This is a genomic window from Streptomyces sp. NPDC024632 (genome assembly GCF_055559175.1).
Genome location: NZ_JBVHLD010000006.1, coordinates 1 through 19,575 on the forward strand (window position 1 = coordinate 1; position 19,575 = coordinate 19,575).

The 19,575-nt window shown below is 71.5% G+C and carries 18 protein-coding genes and 1 rRNA gene; 14 read left to right on the top strand and 5 right to left on the bottom strand.

Features of this window, described 5'->3' with window-relative positions:
• Positions 1–142 precede the first annotated feature (142 nt).
• A 5S ribosomal RNA gene (rrf, locus tag ACZ37P_RS13785) occupies positions 143–259 on the top strand.
• 102 nt (positions 260–361) lie between these two features.
• Here the strand turns inward: rrf and ACZ37P_RS13790 are convergent.
• Positions 362–1,519 carry a Cmx/CmrA family chloramphenicol efflux MFS transporter gene (locus ACZ37P_RS13790; RefSeq protein ID WP_467346573.1) on the bottom strand — a complete coding sequence of 386 codons (1,158 nt, stop codon included), beginning with the start codon at positions 1,517–1,519 and terminating at the stop codon, positions 362–364.
• A 359-nt stretch (positions 1,520–1,878) separates the two neighbouring features.
• Between ACZ37P_RS13790 and ACZ37P_RS13795 the strand changes: the two genes are divergently transcribed.
• The 8 genes from ACZ37P_RS13795 (at position 1,879) to ACZ37P_RS13830 (ending at position 9,261) form a co-directional block, all read left to right on the top strand.
• Entirely contained in the window at positions 1,879–2,526 is a 648-nt protein-coding gene (locus tag ACZ37P_RS13795; RefSeq protein ID WP_355340706.1) for an HAD family hydrolase, read from the top strand.
• A gap of 169 nt (positions 2,527–2,695) precedes the next feature.
• The gene (locus tag ACZ37P_RS13800; protein ID WP_467346837.1) at positions 2,696–3,877 is read left to right on the top strand and encodes an MFS transporter; all 1,182 of its coding nucleotides are present in this window, start codon (positions 2,696–2,698) and stop codon (positions 3,875–3,877) included.
• Positions 3,846–5,018 carry an acetoin utilization protein AcuC gene (locus ACZ37P_RS13805; RefSeq protein ID WP_355340703.1) on the top strand — a complete coding sequence of 391 codons (1,173 nt, stop codon included), beginning with the start codon at positions 3,846–3,848 and terminating at the stop codon, positions 5,016–5,018. The genes ACZ37P_RS13800 and ACZ37P_RS13805 overlap by 32 nt, the downstream gene beginning before the upstream one ends.
• Before the next feature lie 246 nt (positions 5,019–5,264).
• Positions 5,265–6,098, top strand: a complete 834-nt coding sequence (locus ACZ37P_RS13810) for a phosphatase (RefSeq protein WP_391052069.1) — start codon at positions 5,265–5,267, stop codon at positions 6,096–6,098.
• A gap of 128 nt (positions 6,099–6,226) precedes the next feature.
• Positions 6,227–6,448, top strand: coding sequence for a helix-turn-helix domain-containing protein (locus ACZ37P_RS13815; RefSeq protein WP_188281714.1), 222 nt, complete (start codon positions 6,227–6,229; stop codon positions 6,446–6,448).
• Between the two features lie 137 nt (positions 6,449–6,585).
• Positions 6,586–6,684, top strand: coding sequence for a 30S ribosomal protein bS22 (locus ACZ37P_RS13820; protein ID WP_003948845.1), 99 nt, complete (start codon positions 6,586–6,588; stop codon positions 6,682–6,684).
• 196 nt (positions 6,685–6,880) lie between these two features.
• The gene (locus ACZ37P_RS13825) at positions 6,881–7,948 is read left to right on the top strand and encodes an NAD-dependent epimerase/dehydratase family protein (RefSeq protein ID WP_467346574.1); all 1,068 of its coding nucleotides are present in this window, start codon (positions 6,881–6,883) and stop codon (positions 7,946–7,948) included.
• A 26-nt stretch (positions 7,949–7,974) separates the two neighbouring features.
• Positions 7,975–9,261 (top strand): lysophospholipid acyltransferase family protein, encoded by a 1,287-nt coding sequence (locus ACZ37P_RS13830; protein ID WP_467346576.1) that lies wholly within the window; start codon positions 7,975–7,977, stop codon positions 9,259–9,261.
• Between the two features lie 98 nt (positions 9,262–9,359).
• Here the strand turns inward: ACZ37P_RS13830 and ACZ37P_RS13835 are convergent, their stop codons facing one another.
• From ACZ37P_RS13835 to ACZ37P_RS13850, 4 genes are all read right to left on the bottom strand, one after another.
• Positions 9,360–10,631, bottom strand: coding sequence for a DUF5667 domain-containing protein (locus ACZ37P_RS13835; protein WP_355340691.1), 1,272 nt, complete (start codon positions 10,629–10,631; stop codon positions 9,360–9,362).
• Positions 10,632–10,872: 241 nt separating this feature from the next.
• Positions 10,873–11,697, bottom strand: coding sequence for an ECF subfamily RNA polymerase sigma factor, BldN family (locus tag ACZ37P_RS13840; protein ID WP_355340688.1), 825 nt, complete (start codon positions 11,695–11,697; stop codon positions 10,873–10,875).
• 340 nt (positions 11,698–12,037) lie between these two features.
• Positions 12,038–13,051: an HAD family hydrolase gene (locus ACZ37P_RS13845; RefSeq protein ID WP_467346579.1), complete on the bottom strand. Its 1,014-nt coding sequence runs from the start codon at positions 13,049–13,051 to the stop codon at positions 12,038–12,040.
• Between the two features lie 103 nt (positions 13,052–13,154).
• Positions 13,155–13,424 (bottom strand): glutaredoxin family protein, encoded by a 270-nt coding sequence (locus ACZ37P_RS13850; RefSeq protein ID WP_401308940.1) that lies wholly within the window; start codon positions 13,422–13,424, stop codon positions 13,155–13,157.
• A 196-nt stretch (positions 13,425–13,620) separates the two neighbouring features.
• Between ACZ37P_RS13850 and ACZ37P_RS13855 the strand changes: the two genes are divergently transcribed.
• The 5 genes from ACZ37P_RS13855 to ACZ37P_RS13875 all read left to right on the top strand — a co-directional run bounded on the left by ACZ37P_RS13855 (position 13,621) and on the right by ACZ37P_RS13875 (position 19,497).
• Positions 13,621–14,319: a 3'-5' exonuclease gene (locus tag ACZ37P_RS13855; RefSeq protein WP_355340679.1), complete on the top strand. Its 699-nt coding sequence runs from the start codon at positions 13,621–13,623 to the stop codon at positions 14,317–14,319.
• Positions 14,320–14,450: 131 nt separating this feature from the next.
• Complete coding sequence (locus ACZ37P_RS13860; protein ID WP_188281706.1) at positions 14,451–15,161, top strand: redox-sensing transcriptional repressor Rex; 711 nt, start codon at positions 14,451–14,453, stop codon at positions 15,159–15,161.
• Positions 15,158–16,513, top strand: a complete 1,356-nt coding sequence (locus tag ACZ37P_RS13865) for a glutamyl-tRNA reductase (RefSeq protein WP_355340676.1) — start codon at positions 15,158–15,160, stop codon at positions 16,511–16,513. Before ACZ37P_RS13860 ends, ACZ37P_RS13865 begins: the two co-directional genes overlap by 4 nt.
• 333 nt (positions 16,514–16,846) lie before the next feature.
• Entirely contained in the window at positions 16,847–17,839 is a 993-nt protein-coding gene (hemC, locus tag ACZ37P_RS13870) for a hydroxymethylbilane synthase (protein ID WP_355340673.1), read from the top strand.
• The gene (locus ACZ37P_RS13875; RefSeq protein ID WP_355340670.1) at positions 17,836–19,497 is read left to right on the top strand and encodes a bifunctional uroporphyrinogen-III C-methyltransferase/uroporphyrinogen-III synthase; all 1,662 of its coding nucleotides are present in this window, start codon (positions 17,836–17,838) and stop codon (positions 19,495–19,497) included. Before hemC ends, ACZ37P_RS13875 begins: the two co-directional genes overlap by 4 nt.
• Positions 19,498–19,575 lie beyond the last annotated feature (78 nt).

The window sequence follows — 19,575 nt, forward strand, 5'->3', positions numbered from 1 at the left end:
GCCCTGTGAGGGGTGGAGCTGACTGGTACTAATAGGCCGAGGGCTTGTCCATTGTTGCTCGCGTTCACTGTGTGGTTCTGAAACAACCAGCCCACCACCATGCCCCCTTCACCGGGGGTGTGGGGTGTGTGTTTCATGGTGTTTCGGTGGTCATAGCGTTAGGGAAACGCCCGGTTACATTCCGAACCCGGAAGCTAAGCCTTTCAGCGCCGATGGTACTGCAGGGGGGACCCTGTGGGAGAGTAGGACACCGCCGAACAATTTTTATGGAAGAGGCCCGGCCTCGGATCTTAGGATCTGACGCCGGGCCTCTTTTGCGTTCTCCGCCACCCACCGAAAAACCGGTTTTCGAGTCCGCCTATCAGCCGGGCGTCGAGGACAGGAGGAGCGGGAGGGCGAGGAGGACGAGGAGGGCGCTGGTCCAGAAGGGGGCGAGGGGACCGGCGCTTGTGCGGAGGGTGGCGGCGGCGGCCAGGGGGCCGAGGGCCGCGCCGAGGTTGAGGGCGGCGGTGGCGTAGGAGCCGGACATGGTGGGGGCGGCGGCTGCTTCGTAGAGGACGCGGGTGATCAGGGTGCCGCCGAGGAGGAAGGACAGGGCGCCCTGGAGGAGGACGAGGGGGAGCAGGGCGGCCGGTCGGTCGGCCAGGAGGGCCAGGGCGAGCCAGCCGAGGAGCAGCAGGGGGCCCGCGGTGGTGAGGACCAGGCCGGGGCGGTGGTCGGCGAGGCGGCCCGCGAGGGTGATTCCGGCGAAGGAACCGGCGCCGAAGAGCATCAGGGCCACCGAGATCCACAGGCGGCCGAGGCCCGCGGTGTCGGTGACGACCGGTGCGAGGAAGGTGAAGCTCGCGAAGGTGGCCGCGTTCACCAGGGCGCCGAGCAGCAGACTCGTCATCAGGCGCGGGGACGTGAGCAGTGCCAGCTCGGTGCGCAGGCCGGGTCCGGCCTTGGACGTACGGGCCGACGGCCGGGCCGGAACGCCCTTGAGGATTCCGGCGGCGGCGGGCAGGCAGAGTGCGGCGACTGCCCAGAAGGTGGCCCGCCATCCCAGCAGGGTGCCGAGCACCGCGCCCGCGGGCACCCCGGCGACCGTGGCCACTGTCGTCCCGGAGAGCAGTACGGCCAGCGCGCGCCCCTTGCGGTCGGGGGACACGAGGGTGACGGCGGTGGTGAGGGCGACGGCGAGGAAGCCCGCGTTCGCGAGCGCGGCGACGATCCGGGTGGCGAACAGGACCGGGAAGCTGTCGGTGACGGCGCCCGCGGCGTGCGCCGCCGCGAAGGCGGCGACGAAGGCGAGCAGGCTGCTGCGGGCGGGCCAGGCGCGGGCGAGGGCGGCCATCAGCGGGGCGCCGACGACCATGCCGATCGCGAAGGCCGAGGTGAGCGTGCCCGCGGTCCCGACCGTCACGTCGAGGTCGGCGGCGATGTCCGGCAGGAGGCCGGCCAGCATGAATTCGGAGGTGCCCATGGCGAAGACGGCCATGGCGAGCAGGTACAGCGGAACAGGGAGACGGAGAGGCATCGGGAAAGGCTCCGAGGTGAGGAGATGCACGAGTGGAAACGTGAAAACGTCGTCTCGTCACCGCGGTCAGCACCCGGGGTGCGGCAGCCGTCCAGCCATGGCCGCGCGAAGAGCCGCGCGGAGAGTCGCACGAAAGCGCGGAGAGTCGCACGAAAGCCCGGAGGGCCGCCCAAAAGCGCGGAGAGGGCCGCGAAAGGCCGCGCAAAAGGAGCGTGCGAAAAAGGCGGACGGTGAAAGGGAGCTACGAACTCAGTGGTTCAGGGGGCTGACGGCGTGACCGAAAGCCCCCGCCTTGGATGCCTCGGGGCTCGACATGGCCCGTACGCTACCGGATGCGTGCCCCCAACTACAGTGGCCGTATGCGGTATGACCTGGTCATCTTCGACAACGACGGCGTCCTTGTGGACAGCGAGCCGATATCCAACCGGATTCTCGCCGGGCACCTGACGGAGGTGGGGCATCCGACGACGTACGAGGACTCGATCCGGGACTACATGGGCGCGGCGGTGCACCGGGTGCACGACGTGGTGTGGGAGCGGTCGGGGCGGCGGCTGCCCGAGGGGTTCGACGAGGAGCTGCACGCGCGGGTCTTCGCGGCCTTCGAGCGGGAGCTGGAGCCGGTGGCGGGGGCGGCCGGGGTGCTGGACCGGCTGGTGGCGGAGGGGGTGCCGTACTGCCTGGCGTCGTCGGGGAGCCATGAGCGGATCAGGGTGGCGCTGCGCAGGACCGGGCTGTACGAGCGGTTCGGGGAGGAGCGGATCTTCTCGTCGCAGGACGTGGGGCGGGGGAAGCCGGCGCCGGATCTGTTCCTGCACGCGGCGGCCGTGATGGGGGTGGCCCCCGAGCGGTGCGCGGTGGTCGAGGACAGTCCGTTGGGGGTGCGGGCGGCGGTCGCGGCGGGGATGGACGTGTACGCGTTCACGGCGATGACCCCGGCGGAGAAGGTGGCCGACGCGACGGCCCTGTTCGGTGCGATGGAAGGGCTGCCCGACCTGCTGCTGAGGTGAGCGGGAGCGGTCCGGGGAGCCGTCCGGCGCGGGTTGATCACAATTGTGACCCCCGCCACCTACTCATCCGTAGCTTCCGCGTTTACGCTGCTCGCTCATGGACGAAGCCGCGCAGAGCGCCCCCGGGGGGCCCGCCGCCCCCGTGAAGTACCGGCAGCCGGACGACCGGCTGCGGCACGGGCGGGCCGCGCTCGCGATCAGCTTCTTCGCGCAGGGCGCGCTGTTCGCGCTGCTGGTCACCCGGATTCCGGCGATCCAGGACCGGTACGGCATCAGCGACGGGCTGTTGCCGGTGTTCCTGGCGGCGGTGCCGATCCTCGCGGGCCTGGGCAGCGTGGCGACCGAGTACGTCGTGCAGCGGATCAGGCCGAGTGCGGTGCTGCGCTGGGTGCAGCCGGTGGTGGCCCTGGTCCTGCTGCTGCTCGGCGCGGGCGACCAGTTGTGGATGGCGGCGGTGACGCTGGCGCTGTTCGGGGTGTGCGTCGGCGGTCTGGACGCGTCGATGAACATGCTCGGGGTGAGCCTCCAGCACACCTACGGCCGCAGCATCATGCTCGGCTTCCACGCTTCGTACAGCCTGGGCGGGATCGTCGGGGCGTGTCTGGCGTGGTCGGGGGCGCACTGGCACATCTCGCTGGTGGCGCTGTACGGGCCGGTGGTGGCGCTGCTGATCCCGCTGACGCTGGTGGCGAGCCGCTGGTACGCCGACCAGGAGCAGCCGTCCGTCACCGAGCTGGGGGGCGAGAAGCAGGCCGTCGTGATGCGGCTGCTGATGCCGCTCTGTCTGGTGATGGCCTTCGCGTACATCGGTGACTCGACGGTCTCCAACTGGAGCGCGAAGTACCTCCAGGACACCTTGCACAGCTCGGAGCAGCTCTCCACCGTGCCGTACGCCGTCTACATGGTGACGACGCTGATCGGCCGTTCGGTGGGTGACTTCGGGGTGCGGCGGTACGGTGCCGCGTCCGTCGTGCGGCTGGGGACGGTGCTGGCGATGGCGGGCTTCGCGGTGGTGGCGGTGGCGCCGGGGGCGTGGGTGGGCATGCTGGGCTTCACGCTGCTGGGGCTCGGGCTGTGCGTGATCGTGCCGCAGACGTTCGCGGCGGCCGGGCGGATGTTCCCCGGTGCCTCGGACTCGGCCATCGCGCGGCTGAACATCTTCAACTACGTGGGTTTCCTGGTCGGCTCGCCGCTGGTGGGCGCGCTGGGCGATGTGTGGAGCTACCGCGGGGCGATGCTCGTGCCGATGGTGCTGGTGGGGGCCACGCTGTTGTACGCCAAGTCCTTCGAGGCCGGGCCCGCCGGGTACGGTGTCGGCCATGAGCGGCCGAGCACAGTTGATGTGGGATGAGCGGGTAACCAAGTACGACTTCGGTCCGGGCCACCCGATGGACCCGGTGCGGCTGTCGCTCACGCGCGGGTTGGTGCGGGCCTTCGGGCTCGACCGGGAGCTGTCGGTGGTGGCGGCGCCCGCGGCCGGTGACTCGACGCTGGCGCTGGTGCACCGGGCGGATTACGTGGCGGCGGTGCGGGCGGCGTCCGCCGATCCGGCCGCGGCGGATCTGTCGTACGGGCTCGGTACCGAGGACAATCCGGCGTTCGCGGGGATGCACGAGGCGTCCGCGCTGATCGCGGGGCAGTCGGTGGGCGCGGCCGAGGCGGTGTGGCAGGGCGATGTGCTGCACGCGGTGAACTTCGCGGGCGGGCTGCACCACGCGATGCCGGGCGCGGCGGCGGGTTTCTGCGTCTACAACGACGCGGCGCTCGCGGTGGCCCGGCTGCTGGAGCTGGGCGCGGAGCGGGTGGTGTACGTGGACGTGGACGTACACCACGGCGACGGTGTGCAGACGGCGTTCTGGGACGACCCGCGGGTGCTGACGATCTCGCTGCACGAGCATCCGCGGACGCTGTTCCCGCAGACGGGGTGGCCGGAGGAGACGGGCGGGCCGTCCGCGGAGGGCGGCGCGGTCAATGTGGCGCTTCCCGCGGGGACGGGTGACGCGGGCTGGCTGCGGGCCTTCCACGCGGTGGTGCCGGAGCTGGTGGCGGCGTTCCGGCCGCAGGTGGTCGTCTCGCAGCACGGCGCGGACACCCACTTCGAGGATCCGCTGGCGCATCTGGCGGTGTCGCTGGACGCGCAGCGGCTGGTCGCGGAGGCGTGTCACGCGCTGGCGCACGACCACGCGGAGGGCCGCTGGGTCGCGCTGGGCGGCGGGGGTTACGCGGTGGCCGATGTGGTGCCGCGTACGTGGACGCATCTGGTGGGGATCGCGGCGGGCGCGCCGGTGGCGCCGAAGACGCCGGTTCCCGAGGAGTGGCGGCACGAGGTCTACGCCCGGACCCGGCAGCAGGGGCCGCTGCGGATGACGGACGGCCGTGATCCGCACTGGGCGGACTTCGCCGACTCCGGTTACGACCCGGCGGACCGGCTCGACCAGGCCGTGATCGCCACCCGCCGCGCGGTCTTCCCGCTCCACGGCCTGCTGCCGTAGGGCCTGTCCGGCGGCACGCCGTAGCGCGTTGTCCCCTTTTCCGGCGAGCGTGGCGCTCCTTCTCCACGGAATCCCCCAATTTCGCACACGCCGTCACCGCGTTGTTCGGTAACCCGTTACAGCGGGGCGCGTACGCGTGTGGCGTAGGTCTTCTACGTCCGGAGCGCACTCGGCGCGGGTCACCCGCACGGGGTGTTTTTGGCGGTTTCGTACCCGGCGGGCGGAGGGAGTCGGGACGATCAAGGGGTGCTGAGTGTCGGCGCGCTGCGCGCGCATCTGGTGGCGGCCGGGCTGGCGGGACGGGTCTCGACCCCGAGGGAGAAAAGTCTGCACAGTTACCGGCTCTTCGCGGCGCGGGATCCGCGCCAGACGCTGGGGCTGGATCCGGAAGGGGAGTGGGGCACGGCGGAGTTGCTGCGGCTGATGGCCGACCGCTGCGGTGTGTCGCCGGACCCGGCGGACACCTCGGGGCAGGATACGATCGACCCGGACTGCACGGTGGCGGCGCTGGACGCCTTCGCCGAGCGTCTTGGCAGGGCGGCGCAGGATCGTATCCCCGTTCTGCTGGGGACGGGCCACCCTCATCGGCTGTTGGGCTTCTACGCCTCTTTGGCCGCCGCACTGTCGGCGGCGGGATGTGTGATTCTCACCCCTGCGTACGGCGGCTACGTCGATATGCCGACACAGTTCGGGGTACGGCGTCACAATCTTTGGTACGTGGGAGGTGTCGCGGTGGTGCGCCCCGTGCCTGGTGCGGAGGGTTCGCAGGAGGGTGCGGGGGCGGGCGAACCGGGTGCTCATACGCACTCCCCGCTGCCCGTCAGAGCGGCCCTCGCGGCAGCCGCGGAGCAGGGCGGAGTGCTGCCGCGGCTGGTGGTCGGGGACCACGGATTCGTATGCGGGGCAGGGCAGTTGGGCATCGAGGCGATCGGTCTCGCCGACTCCGACGACCCCGCGGTGTTCGTCGCGGAAGCGGAGGGCAGGGTGTCGGTCGCGGTACCGCTGGACGACACCGTGCGGTCCGATTACTACCGGCCGCTTACCCGCTACGTACTCCATCGGGCGTGGCTGTCACAGTAATCAACTATTGGCAACTCCTCTTCCCCACTTGCATCATGCGCCCCTAATCTGAGGGGGAGCGCACTTGACTGTTGGAGTCGCCGGAGGGGAAGCCGGTGGCCGTCAGGTGCGGAAAGTTCAGGTGTGTCATGGCTTCAAGCGAAACCAGGCCTCTCAACGAGGTCGTGTTCCTTACCGTGGCCGAAGTTGCCGCGGTCATGCGCGTGTCCAAGATGACGGTGTACCGGCTGGTGCACAGCGGTCATCTGCCGGCGATCCGGGTGGGGAGGTCTTTCCGGGTTCCGGAGCAGGCCGTCCACGACTACCTGCGTGAGTCCTATGTGGGGGTGGGGGTGGGGGAATCTGCCTGATCTCGCCCGCCGAGGGCCGCTGACCGCCTGCGTGGGGCTCGGTTTATGCTCGTCCGCCTCGGGCGGGTAGGCTTGGCCGACGTAGGTCGTGTGGGCTCGGACGCCCCGCACCGAGTGAAAACGAAGCGAGGGTAGTCGTGGGCTCTGTCATCAAGAAGCGGCGTAAGCGTATGGCCAAGAAGAAGCACCGCAAGCTGCTGAAGCGGACGCGCGTTCAGCGTCGCAACAAGAAGTAAGCGGGCTCGACGCAGTACGCCGCTCTTCCTGCCCCCTCCACCGCCCGTAGGCGGCGGAGGGGGCAGTGGCGTTTTCCGGGGCAGGTGTGACGGAGGGGGCAGCGGCGTGACGTCGGCGGCCCGCACAGCGGGCCGTCACTGCGGCGCAACAACGAACGGGTACGGTGCGTACAACCCCGTAGGAAGGCGCTGAACCGTGGGCAAGGTGGTGCTCGTCACCGGAGTCGCGCGACCGATCGGCGGCCGTTTCGTCCGCCGCGTCCTGCGGGAGCCGGAGGTCGACCGGGTGATCGCGGTCGACGCCGTACCGCCCGAGCACGATCTGGGCGCCGCGGAGTTCGTCCGCGCCGACATCCGGCAGCCCATGATCGCCAAGGTCCTCGCGCAGACGTCGGTCGACACCGTCGTGCACCTGGACGTCAGCGCCACCACCACGATGGGCTCCGGCGGCCGGACGCAGGTCAAGGAGACCAACGTCATCGGCACGATGCAGCTCCTGGGCGCCTGCCAGAAGGCCCCGACCGTACGGCGCCTGGTCGTGAAGTCCACCACCAGCGTCTACGGCGCCGCGCCGCGCGACCCGGCCGTCTTCACCGAGACGATGCCCGCCAAGTCGCTGCCGAGCGGCGGCTTCGCGAAGGACGCCGTCGAGGTCGAGGGGTACGTGCGGGGCTTCGCGCGCCGCCGCCCGGACGTCGCGGTCGCGGTGCTGCGGTTCGCGAACATCCTCGGCGCGCACGCCGACACCCCGCTCGCGGAGTTCTTCGCGCTGCCCGTGCTGCCCACCGTCCTCGGCTACGACCCCCGGTTGCAGTTCGTCCACGAGGACGACGTGAACGAGGTGCTGGTACTGGCCGCGCTCGACGCGCGGCGCGGGACGCTCAACAGCGGGACGTTCAACATCGCGGGCGACGGGGTGCTGCTGCTGTCGCAGACCGCGCGGCGGCTCGGCAAGCCGACCGTGCCGGTGCTGCTGCCCGCGGTCACCTGGATCGGGCGGACGCTGAAGGCCGCGGGCGTCACCGACTTCTCGCGCGAACAGATTCGGCTGTTGACGCACGGCAGGGTGGTGGACACCCGGCAGATGCGTGAGACGCTCGGTTTCGTGCCGGCGTACACGACGGCCGAGACGTTCGCCGACTTCGCGCGCAGCCGCGGGCCCGGGCTGCTGCCGCCGGACCGGATGGCGCGCGCCGTCGACCGGCTCGCCGCGGCGGCGCTGACGCCCGACGCCGCGGACGCCACCGACGCCGACCACGCGTGACCGCACCAGGCAGAAGGAGTCGAACCATGGCAGACGCCAAGGTGATCCCGTTCGGCGACGATTCGCGGGCGCGGCGTACGGGCTCGGGTTCCGGCTCGGGTCCGGGGTCCGGCTCGGGTTCCGGCCGATCGCGCGGCGGCCGGTCCGCGGGCGCCAGGAAGAAGGACGGCGCCGCGTCGTCCGGCGCGGGCGGGCCGGGCACGCAGCCGCTGGCGGCGGTGCCCGAGGTGCCGGAGCCCCAAGAGACGGCCGAGGCGGGCTCAGAGCCGGGCGGTACGGGCGCCGCGGTCCCCGCGCAGGGAAGCGGCGGCGGGACCGAAGCGGAATCCGCCACGGGGGCGCGTACGGGTTCCGGTTCCGGGTCCGCTTTCGGGTCCGCCTCAGGGTCCGCTTCCGATTCCGGTTCCGCCGCGGGGGACGAGGGGCCGGGGCTGGCCGCCGCGCTCGGCGGGGTCGCCGACCGGCTGCTCGGCGGGGACTGGGAGCGGAAGGTCGCCTCCGGCCTGTCGTTCCTGCGGCGCCGGGTCACCGGCGAGTACGAGGTCGACGAATTCGGCTACGACGCCGAGTTGACCGAGCAGGTGCTGATGTCGGTGCTGCGGCCGTTCTTCGACACGTACTTCCGGGTCGAGGTGAAGGGCATCGAGAACATCCCCGCCGAGGGCGGGGCGCTGGTGGTCTCCAACCACTCCGGGACGCTGCCGGTCGACGGCCTCATGACGCAGGTCGCCGTGCACGACCACCACCCGGCGGGACGGCACTTGCGGCTGCTCGCCGCCGACCTGGTCTTCATGCTGCCGGTGGTCAACGAATTCGCCCGCAAGGCCGGGCACACGCTGGCGTGCGCGGAGGACGCCGAGGTCTTGCTGGAGCGCGGTGAGGTCGTCGGGGTCATGCCCGAGGGCTTCAAGGGACTCGGCAAGCCGTTCTCGGAGCGCTACAAGCTCCAGCGGTTCGGGCGCGGCGGATTCGTCGCGACGGCGCTGAAGACGAAGGTGCCGATCATTCCGTGCTCGGTGGTCGGCGCCGAGGAGATCTATCCGATGGTCGGCAACTCCCGCACCCTCGCGCGCGTGCTCGGCGTCCCGTACTTCCCCCTCACCCCCACCTTCCCCTGGCTGGGGCCGCTCGGGCTCGTCCCCCTCCCCACCAAGTGGACGATCCAGTTCGGCGAGCCCATCCTCACCGACGCCTACCCGCCCGAGGCGGCGGAGGACCCCATGCTCGTCTTCAACCTGACCGACCAGGTCCGCGAGACGATCCAGCACACCCTGTACAAGCTGCTGGTGGACAGGCGGTCCGTCTTCTTCTGAGGGCGGTCCCGCCACGCGGCGGGCGGTGTTCTTCTGAACGTGAAAGGGCGGCCGGTTCTCCTCGCGGGGAGCCGGCCGCCCTTGGGTGTGCGGTGGTGCTAGTCGTTCGAGTCGTCCACGCCGAGGCCGAGGCCGGGGAGGAGACCGGGCAGGAGCGGGGGGAGGGTGACGGAGTGGGGCGGGGTGGCGGAGGTGGACGGGGTGTCCGTGGCGCCGTTGCCGCTGCCGGGAGTGCTGTTCGGCGGGGGCGGGAGCAGCGGGCCGCCGATCAGGCCCTCGTGCTGCGGGGTGGTGGGCGACACCGACGGGTTGCCGCTCGGCGCCTGCCCGGACTTGCTGTCCCCGGACGCGGGCGCGGACGGCGTGCCGGAGCCGGAGCCCGTACCGCTGCCCGTACCGTCGTCGCTTCCGCCGCCGGAACGCCGGTGGCCCCGGGAGCCGGAGGAGCTGTCGTCCTTCGGCTTGGGGAGCACGGATTCGAGCGGCTTGACGTCATCGTCTATGGCGGCGAAGACCGACGAGACCTGGTCGGAGACATCGGTGAGCTGGCTGGGCAGCTTGCCCCGCATCTCGGTCCAGCCCTGCCGGTGCGACGCGGCGAAGGTGTTGAGCAGCGCCATCGGCTGGAGCGAGCCGTCCTTCGCGTACGCCTGGGTGAGCAGCCGGTGTCCCTCGGCGGCCTCCTGCCGCATGCCGGACAGCGCCTTGCGCACATCGCCGACGGACTCGTCGTCGAGCTGTCCGCCGCGCTGCCGGTCCATGAGCCGCCGGGCCTCCTGCATGCGCGTGGAGGCCATGTCGAGGTAGACCTTGCCGCGGGAGGCGTCACTGCCCGCCATGTCGAGCTTCAGGTCCTCCATGCCCCGCTTGAGGCCGTAGAGGGTGTCACCTGGCAGCGCGTTCGTACTGGCCGCCGCGACTCCGCCGAAGGCACCGGCGGCGACGCCGACGGACAGGCCGCCGACCGCGAGCCGCCGGGACAGCCGGGAGCGCGGGGTGAGCTTGCGCAGCCGGTGGGCCCCGTGTCCGCCGGTGCCCTCCGAGCGCTGCTCGGGAACCCGGCCGGTGACCTCGAAACTGCCGTCGGCGATGGCCTGTTCCATCGCGGCGATGAGCTGCGCGCGCTGGACGGTCTTCTTCTCGGCGTCCAGTACGGGCGCCGGCCGGTCGCCGATGGCCGCGGCGAGCGACAGCAGCGAGTCCTGTTCGGGATCCGCGTGCCGGGCCGCGGCATGGCTGCCGTGCTGCCCGCTCGCCGGTCCGGCACCGCCGCCACCGCGCTCGCCGGTGGTCTCGTCGAGGACAGCAGCGTCCTCAAGGGCCTGGGCGAAGGCGTTCGCCCGGCGGTGTGCCGTTGCCTGTCCGATCACGGGCGGCACCTCCTCTCGTCATCCACACTCGACTCCCCATGCCGCCCGGAAGGTTGCGTTCCCGGCTGCCGTCCACCCGATCGAGTGAACAGCAACAGGCAGCGCGCGGCACAGATATGTCTGCATGTGATGCAACGAGTGCCGGGCCAGTTGGGTTACGCAGGTCTGATGATCGGGTCGGCTCTGATGATCGGACTGATAGGCCGAATGACGGCCTGCCGGGGTACGGGACAACGCGGACTCACCGGGCGTCTTCCGGTAGCAGCCTGGCCAGGGTGCGGACCGCCCGGTACTGGAGGGTCTTGATCGCCCCCTCGTTCTTGCCCATGATGCGGGCGGTCTCGGCCACCGAGAGACCTTGGAGAAACCGCAGCGTCACGCACTCCTGCTGCTGCGGATTGAGCTTGCGCACGGCCTGGAGCAGCGCCTCGTTCGACAGCGACTCCAGAACGGAGTCCTCGGGGCTGCGCTCGACCTCGTTCGCGTCGAGCATTTCACCGGTGGTCACTTCCAACCGGAACCGGCTCGATTTGAAGTGGTCGGCGACCAGATTGCGGGCGATCGTGACCAGCCACGCGCCGAAGTCACGGCCCTGCCAGGTGAAGGTACCGATTCTGCGCAGGGCGCGCAGGAACGTCTCACTCGTCAGATCCTCGGCCGTGGCTTTGCTGCCGACGCGGTAATAGATGTAGCGGTAGACGGTGTCGGAGTAGTGGTCGTAGAGCCGTCCGAAGGCTTCGGTCTCGCCTTCCTGGGCCCTTTCGACCAGGTCCATCATCCGGCCGCTGTCGGTGTCGGAGGCCGGGCGGCGGGCGGTGGTCGTGGCGGTCGACTGACCGCCGCCGGAGCCGTTGCCCGCGCCGGTGGTGCTGGTGGAGCTGCTGCGGGTGCGTCTGCCTGCGGCTGTGCTGACTTCGGCCAGCGCGTAAGCGTGGCCGGGGACGGTGGGACCGGACGTGGCGAAGGCGGGCGCGGCGTACGTGGGGACTGTGCGCATCAGGCGGTCAACCACCAGTGCGCGCAACGCAGCCAGGCCAGAGGTGTCAACCCCGTCGTGTGGGTACACGGGACTCCCAGAGGCAGAACTTCCATCACGTGCAGTACGGGACCGTTCACTCGTCGTGGCGACGTGTGGGTACCGGAATGCGTCTGAGGAGAATAACGCTTCGTACAGGCGACGCTACACCGAGTTGCTCAAATCGCCGTTTCCGCCACTTCCTAAGCGGAATGGTGATCGAGCAATTATCGAACAGGCGCCCTTAGTTGACCACTTCTGCTCGTGAAATGGTCGCGGAGAGAGCGTGTTGTGGTCGTGTTCACGCGTGTCGCTCCCGCCACTTCGGACGCCCCGCGGCGCGGCGGATCCGCGGCGTCACGGGGGTCACAGGCGTCCCGTGACGGCTGCGTCAGGAGTGCCGGCGGCGGCTGATCGCGACGGCGGCCAGGGCGCCGCCCGCCACCGCGCCCATCCCGGCCGCGGCGGGGATGCCGATCTTGGCGGCCTTGCGCCCGGTGCGGTAGTCGCGCAGCCGCCAGCCCTCGGCGCGGGCGTGCTTGCGCAGCCTGCTGTCGGGGTTGATGGCGTAGGGGTGGCCGACCAGGGACAGTATCGGGATGTCGTTGGAGGAGTCGCTGTACGCGGCGCACAGCGACAGGTCCAGGTCCTCGGCGGCGGCCAGGGCGCGTACGGCCTCGGCTTTCGCGGGTCCGTGCAGCGGCTCGCCGACCAGGTGCCCGGTGTAGACGCCGTCGATCGACTCGGCGACCGTGCCGAGCGCGCCGGTCAGGCCGAGGCGGCGGGCGATGATCGTGGCGGTCTCGACGGGTGCGGCGGTCACCAGCCAGACGCGCTGCCCGGCGTCCAGGTGGGCCTGGGCGAGCGCGCGGGTGCCGGGCCAGACCTTGCCCGCCATGTACTCGTCGTAGATCTCCTCGCCGATGGACATCAGTTCCTCGACGCGGTGCCCCTTGATGATGGACAGCGCGCTCTCGCGCACGTCCCGCATGTGCTCGGGGTCCTCGTTGCCCGCCATGCGGAAGTACGTCTGCTGCCAGGCGAAGCGCAGCAGGTCGCGGGTGTCGAAGAACTTCCGCTTGTACAGGCCGCGGCCGAAGTGGAATATCGCGGCGCCCTGCATCACGGTGTTGTCGAGGTCGAAGAAGGCCGCCGCGCGGGGCTGGTCGTGGGCCGGGAACTCAGGTTCCGCGGGCTCGTCCGGCTTCCCCGTCCTGGCGGATTTCGCGGACGCCGCGGATCTCGCGGACGTGACGGTTTCCTCCGGCCCGGCGGAAACCGCGTCCCGCGGCCGGGTCTTGGTGGCCAGGGCGGCCTCCGCGGCCAGTGCCGCGGCCTCGCCTGCCAGCACACTGCGCTCGGTGCCGGCCTGCCTACGGGGGGTGAGCCATCTGCGTGCGGCCATACCGCGAGCATAACCACCCGGCGCGTCAAGCCCTGTTCGCGCACGATGCGGGGGCGTGAACGCCGCACGACCGGACAGTGACCGGCTGCGGGTCCCGGCCGGGTCAGCCCGCGGTGAGCGCCGCGCGCAGCCGCTTCTCGTCCACACGCCAGAACGTGTGCTGCTCGCCGTCGATGAGGACGACGGGGATCTGCTCCCAGTACCGCGCGTACAGCGCCTCGTCCCGGGTGATGTCCCGTTCCTCCACGGCCGCGCCGGTCTCGCCCGCCACCTTCTCGATCACGGTGCGCGCGTCGTCGCACAGGTGGCAGCCGGGCTTGCCGATGAGCGTGACCGTGCGCACGGCCGCCGCCGCGGTGTCGTCGTTCGTCATACGGGCCATTGTGCGCCGGACGGTCCGGGCGCCCGTACGGCGCCGGGTCGCACCACCTGTCACCCGTGACCCTCCGTGCGGCCGTACTGCACCTGTGTCACAGGCGATATGCGGGCGTTACTCGCACTCGCGCACATTCGATTACGATCGAGGTCGTTTTGTACGGCCGGGGGCGATGCGTGAGGAGTGTGACCGCGTGCTCTCGGCTCCGAGCCAGGCTTCGGCGTACGGCTTTGCCGTGGTCGACGTCGAGGCGACCGGTTCGTCGTCGCGGCGGCACCGGGTGGTGGAGCTGGCGGTCGTACTGCTGGACAAGGACCTGACTCCGCAGGGCGAGTTCACGACGCTCGTCGATCCGCACGGTCCGGTCGGCCCGACGCACATCCACGGCATCGAGGGCGGCGACCTCGGCGGGGCGCCCTCGTTCGACGGCATCGCGGCCCGGCTGCTGAGCCTGCTGCGCGGCCGGGTGCTCGTGGGGCACAACGTGGGGTGCGACCGCTCGTTCCTGGCCGCCGAGTACGCCCGCGTCGGGGTGCGGCTGCCGTCTATACCAGAACTTTGCACGATGCGGATGGCCGCCGCCCGCTTGCCCGTTCCGCACGGACTGTCACTGCGCGACTGCGCCGAGGCAGCGGGCGTCACGGAGTGGCACGCGCACACCGCGCTGGGTGACGCCCGTGCGACGGCTGAGCTGTTCTCGCACTACGTTCGGGGTGCGGAATCGGTCGAATTTGCGGAATCCGCCGTTCTGGACGAGCGGCTGGCGCAGGCCGCCGCGGTGGAATGGCCGCAGGCCACTGGCCTACCGGGGGTCGTTGACGCACTCTGGAAGCGCCGCAGCAACGATTCCGCACGGCGAATGGTGCCCAATGTCCGTAATGGGAGCGCGTGATGCCGGTCACGTCCGCCGGGCAAATCGGACACCATCTTTGTGCACGCGTTCACAAAGACATAGCCTGCTGTCCACGGGGCGGCCCCAAAGACCGTGGTCGTCTTCAGCCCAGCTCTACCCGCAGGAGCACCGTGGCAACTGGCCGATCTCACCGACCGGCGACCCGCAGCCGAGGGATTCCCGAGGCCACCGTCGCCAGACTTCCGCTGTACCTGCGGGCACTGACAGCACTCTCCGAGCGCTCGGTGCCCACCGTGTCGTCGGAGGAACTCGCCGCCGCCGCCGGGGTCAACTCGGCCAAGCTGCGCAAGGACTTCTCCTACCTCGGCTCCTACGGGACCCGTGGCGTGGGCTACGACGTCGAGTACCTCGTCTACCAGATCAGCCGTGAGCTGGGCCTCACGCAGGACTGGCCGGTCGTCATCGTCGGTATCGGCAACCTCGGCGCCGCGCTCGCCAACTACGGCGGGTTCGCCTCCCGCGGCTTCCGGGTCGCCGCGCTGCTGGACGCCGACCCCGCCCTCGCGGGCCGTCTGGTCGCCGGGCTCCCGGTCCGCCACATCGACGAGCTGGAGTCGATCGTCGACGACAACCAGGTGTCGATCGGCGTCATCGCCACGCCCGCCGGCGCCGCCCAGGAGGTCACCGACCGCCTCGTGGCCGCCGGTGTGACCTCGATCCTCAACTTCGCGCCGACCGTGCTGACCGTTCCGGACGGCGTCGACGTACGCAAGGTCGACCTCTCCATCGAGCTGCAGATCCTCGCCTTCCACGAGCAGCGCAAGGCGGGCGAGGACCGCCAGGACCCGGACGGTGACGTACCCGCCGTGATGCCCGCATGAGCGTTCTCGTCGTCGGACTCAGCCACCGCAGCGCACCCGTGAGCGTCCTGGAAAGGGCCGCGCTCACCGGGGACGCCCGCGCCAAGCTGCTCCAGGACGCGCTCGCCGCGGAGCCCGCGGCCGAGGCGGTGGTGCTCTCGACGTGCAACCGCATCGAGCTGTACGCGGACGTCGACAAGTTCCACGCCGGGGTCGCCGAACTGTCCACGCTCCTCGCCCAGCACAGCGGCGTCGGCCTCGAAGAGCTGACCCCGCACCTGTACGTGCACTACGAGGACCGGGCCGTCCACCACCTGCTCTCCGTGGCCTGCGGGCTGGACTCCATGGTCGTCGGCGAGGGCCAGATCCTCGGCCAGATCAAGGACGCGCTGGCCGCGGGGCAGGAGCTGCACACCGCGGGGCGGCTGCTCAACGACCTGTTCCAGCAGGCCCTGCGGGTCGGCAAGCGCGCCCACTCCGAGACCGGGATAGACCGGGCGGGCCAGTCCCTGGTCACCTTCGGCCTGGACCAGCTCGCCGTGACGACGGGACCGCTCGCCGGCCGCCGCGCCCTCGTCGTCGGCGCGGGCTCCATGTCCTCCCTGGCCGCCGCCACGCTCGCGCGCGCGGGTGTGCGCGAGCTGGCCATCGCCAACCGCACGGTCGACCGGGCCGAGCGCCTCGCGGCGACCCTGGCCTCCGACAACGGCGCTCTCGACAGCCGCGCGATCACCATGTCCGAGGTGTCCGCCGCGCTGCGCACCGCCGACGTCGTGGTGTCCTGCACCGGCGCGACCGGCCTGGTGCTGAGCGCGGACGACCTGCGCGCCGCCCTCGCCGAGCGCCCGGCGGGCACCGACCTCGCCGTGCTTGACCTCGCCATGCCGCGCGACATCGACTCGGCCGCGCACGCCCTGCTCGGCGTGCACCTGGTCGACATAGAGTCGCTGGCCGCCGCGTCCGCCGACGCGCCCATGGCCGCCGACGTCGACGCCGTGCGCGGCATCGTCTCCGAAGAGGTCGCCGCCTTCGGCGCGGCTCAGCGTGCCGCTCGCATCACGCCCACCGTGGTGGCGCTGCGCGCCATGGCCGCCGACGTCGTGGCGGGTGAACTTTCCCGCCTCGAAGGTAGGCTGCCCGATCTGGACGACAAGCAGCGCGCCGAGATCACCCAGACGGTGCGCCGCGTCGTCGACAAGCTCCTGCACGCGCCCACCGTGCGGGTCAAGCAGCTCGCGGGCGAACCGGGCGGCGCGGGCTACGCCGACGCCCTGCGCGAGCTCTTCGACCTCGACCCGCAGGCCGTAGCCGCCGTCCGCTCCGCGCCGACCCGCACCACCCTGGGCGTCCCAGAACCGAATCGAGGCCGCTGAATGAACGAGACGGGTGCCCCGCACGAGCCCGGGGCTGTGTCTGATCTGGGGCTGCCGCCGGGTGGGCGCGAGGTGCCGGACGCGGCTGGACGTGCCCCGCAGGGGCGCGGGCCTGTGTCTGATGTGCGGCTGCCGCCGGGTGGGCGCGAGGTGTCTGAGGCGGTGCCGGACGCGGCTGGACGTGCCCCGCAGGGGCGCGGGGAACTGCGCGGCCGGCCGGTGACGGCCGGTGGTCCGGGAACAACCGGCAGTGCCCCGCTGGACCCGGCGCAGACGAGCGGCGCCGCCGCGGCTGAGGCCGCGGTGCCCCACGCCCCCGAGGGGGCACCCTCCGTGCGCGAGGAAGCCGTCGAGGGGGCACCCTCCTCGCACGGGGCGCAGCCCCTTCGGCTGGGGACCCGGCGGAGCAAGCTGGCGATGGCGCAGTCGGGCATGGTCGCCGCCCAGGTGACGGAACTGACCGGCCGCCCGGTCGAGTTGGTCGAGATCACCACGTACGGCGACGTCTCGCGCGAGAATCTGGCCCAGATCGGCGGCACCGGCGTCTTCGTGTCGGCCCTGAGGGACGCCCTCCTGGCCGGCGAGATCGACTTCGCGGTGCACAGCCTCAAAGACCTGCCCACCGCGGCGGCGGACGGCCTGACGCTCGCGGCGATCCCGGTACGGGAGGACCCGCGGGACGCACTCGTGGCCCGCGACGGCCTGACGTTCGAGACGCTGCCCGACGGAGCGCGGGTCGGCACGGGCTCCCCGCGACGGATGGCGCAGCTCAACGCGTGGGCACGGTCACACGGCAGGGCCGTGGAGACGGTGCCGATCCGTGGCAATGTTGACACCCGCATCGGGTACGTTACTTCCGGCACGCTCGACGCGGTCGTACTGGCCGCCGCCGGGCTGAACCGTATCGGCAGGCTCGCGGAGGCGAGCGAGCTGATCGCTGCCGACGCCGTACTGCCCGCTCCCGGCCAGGGAGCGTTGGCGGTCGAATGCGCCGCCTCCAACCAGGAGTTGGCCGCACAGCTCGCCGAGCTCGACGACCCGTTCACCCGGGTCGCCGTGACCGCCGAGCGATCCCTGCTCGCCGCCCTCGAAGCCGGCTGCTCCGCCCCTGTGGGCGCGCTCGCCGACCTCGTGGCCGACGGGCAGACTACCGAGCTGCGCCTGCGCGGTGTCGTCGGCACGACCGACGGCGCCTCACTGGTGCAGATGTCCATCACCGGCCCCGTACCGGCGTCCGACGACGAAGCGCGTGCCCTCGGGCGCGAGTTGGCCGTCGAGATGCTCGCCAAGGGTGCGGCCGGTCTTATGGGGGAGCGCGCACTTTGAACCCCGCCGCCGTCGCTGCAACGACGAACACCGCCGGGACCGCCGGTTCCAACCGACCTTCTTCCGGCCACGTCACCTTCCTCGGTGCCGGGCCCGGAGACCCCGGGCTGCTGACCTTGCGCGCTGTGGAGGCGCTGGCCCGTGCCGACCTGCTGGTCGGCGACGCGCCGGTGCTCGACGTGGTCCGCACGCACGCCCGCGCGGACGTGGGCACGGCCCAACCCGCCGCAGACGGCGAGGTGTTGGACATCTCCGCTGTCTCGGCTGCTGCCACCCAGCTTGTCATGGCGTCCGCGCGGACCGGAAAGCGGGTCGTCCGTGCGGTCGCGGGCGACCCCGGCCTCGACTCGTCCGCGGCCGAGGAGATGCTGGCCTGTGCCCACGCGGGCATCCCCTTCGAGGTCGTGCCCGGCGTGGCCGCCGCCGTCGGCGTACCCGCCTACGCGGGCGTGCACTTGAGCAGTGACGTGCGCTTCGTGGACGCGGCCACCGCCGGCGACCGCTGTTGGAACGAGGTGGGCGCGAGCGACGCGACACTGGTGGTCTCCACCACGCTCCAGACCGTCGCGATCGCCACCGCGGAACTCATCGCCGCCGGACGCAAGCCCGACACCCCGCTGTCGGTGACCGTCGCCGGGACCACCACCCGGCAGCGCACCTGGACCGCGACGCTGGCCACCATCGCCGCGGAGCTGAAGGCGACCAAGGCGTTGCCGACGCCCGAGGGACCGATCGCCGCGATAGCCGTCGTCGGCGAACGCACCGCCCAGCGCCAGCACTTGTCGTGGTTCGAGACCAAGCCGCTGTTCGGCTGGCGGGTCCTGGTGCCGCGCACGAAAGAGCAGGCGGCGTCGCTGTCCGACCAACTCCGCTCGTACGGCGCCGTGCCGCACGAGGTGCCGACCATCGCGGTCGAACCGCCGCGCACCCCGCAGCAGATGGAGCGGGCCGTCAAGGGCCTGGTCACCGGACGCTACGAGTGGATCGCCTTCACGTCGGTGAACGCCGTCAAGGCGGTGCGCGAGAAGTTCGAGGAGTACGGGCTCGACGCGCGGGCCTTCGCCGGTATCAAGGTCGCCGCGGTCGGCGAGCAGACCGCCCAGTCGCTGGTGGAGTTCGGCGTCAAGCCGGACCTGGTGCCCAGCGGCGAGCAGTCCGCGGCCGGGCTGCTGGAGGACTGGCCGCCGTACGACCCGGTCTTCGACCCGATCGACCGCGTCTTCCTGCCGCGCGCCGACATCGCCACCGAGACGCTGGTGGCCGGACTGGTCGAGCTGGGCTGGGAGGTGGACGACGTGACGGCCTACCGGACCGTGCGCGCCTCGCCGCCGCCCGCCGACACCCGTGAGGCCATCAAGGGCGGCGGATTCGACGCGGTGCTGTTCACCTCGTCCTCGACCGTACGCAATCTCGTCGGCATCGCGGGCAAGCCGCACAATGTCACCGTGATCGCCTGCATCGGGCCCGCCACCGCCAAGACGGCGGAGGAGCACGGGCTGCGGGTGGACGTCATGTCGCCCGAGCCGTCCGTGCTCGCCCTCGCGCAGGCCCTCGCCGACTTCGGTACGGCCCGCCGGGTCGCGGCCGAGGAGGCGGGCGACCCGGTGACCCGTCCCAGCGAGCGCCGTCCCGGCTCGCGCAGAAGGGCCCGCGTCTAGGGCCCGGATCTGAGGCCCGCGTCCAGGGCCCGGACCCAGGGCCCGGACCCAGGGCCCGGACCCAGGGCCCGCGTCGAG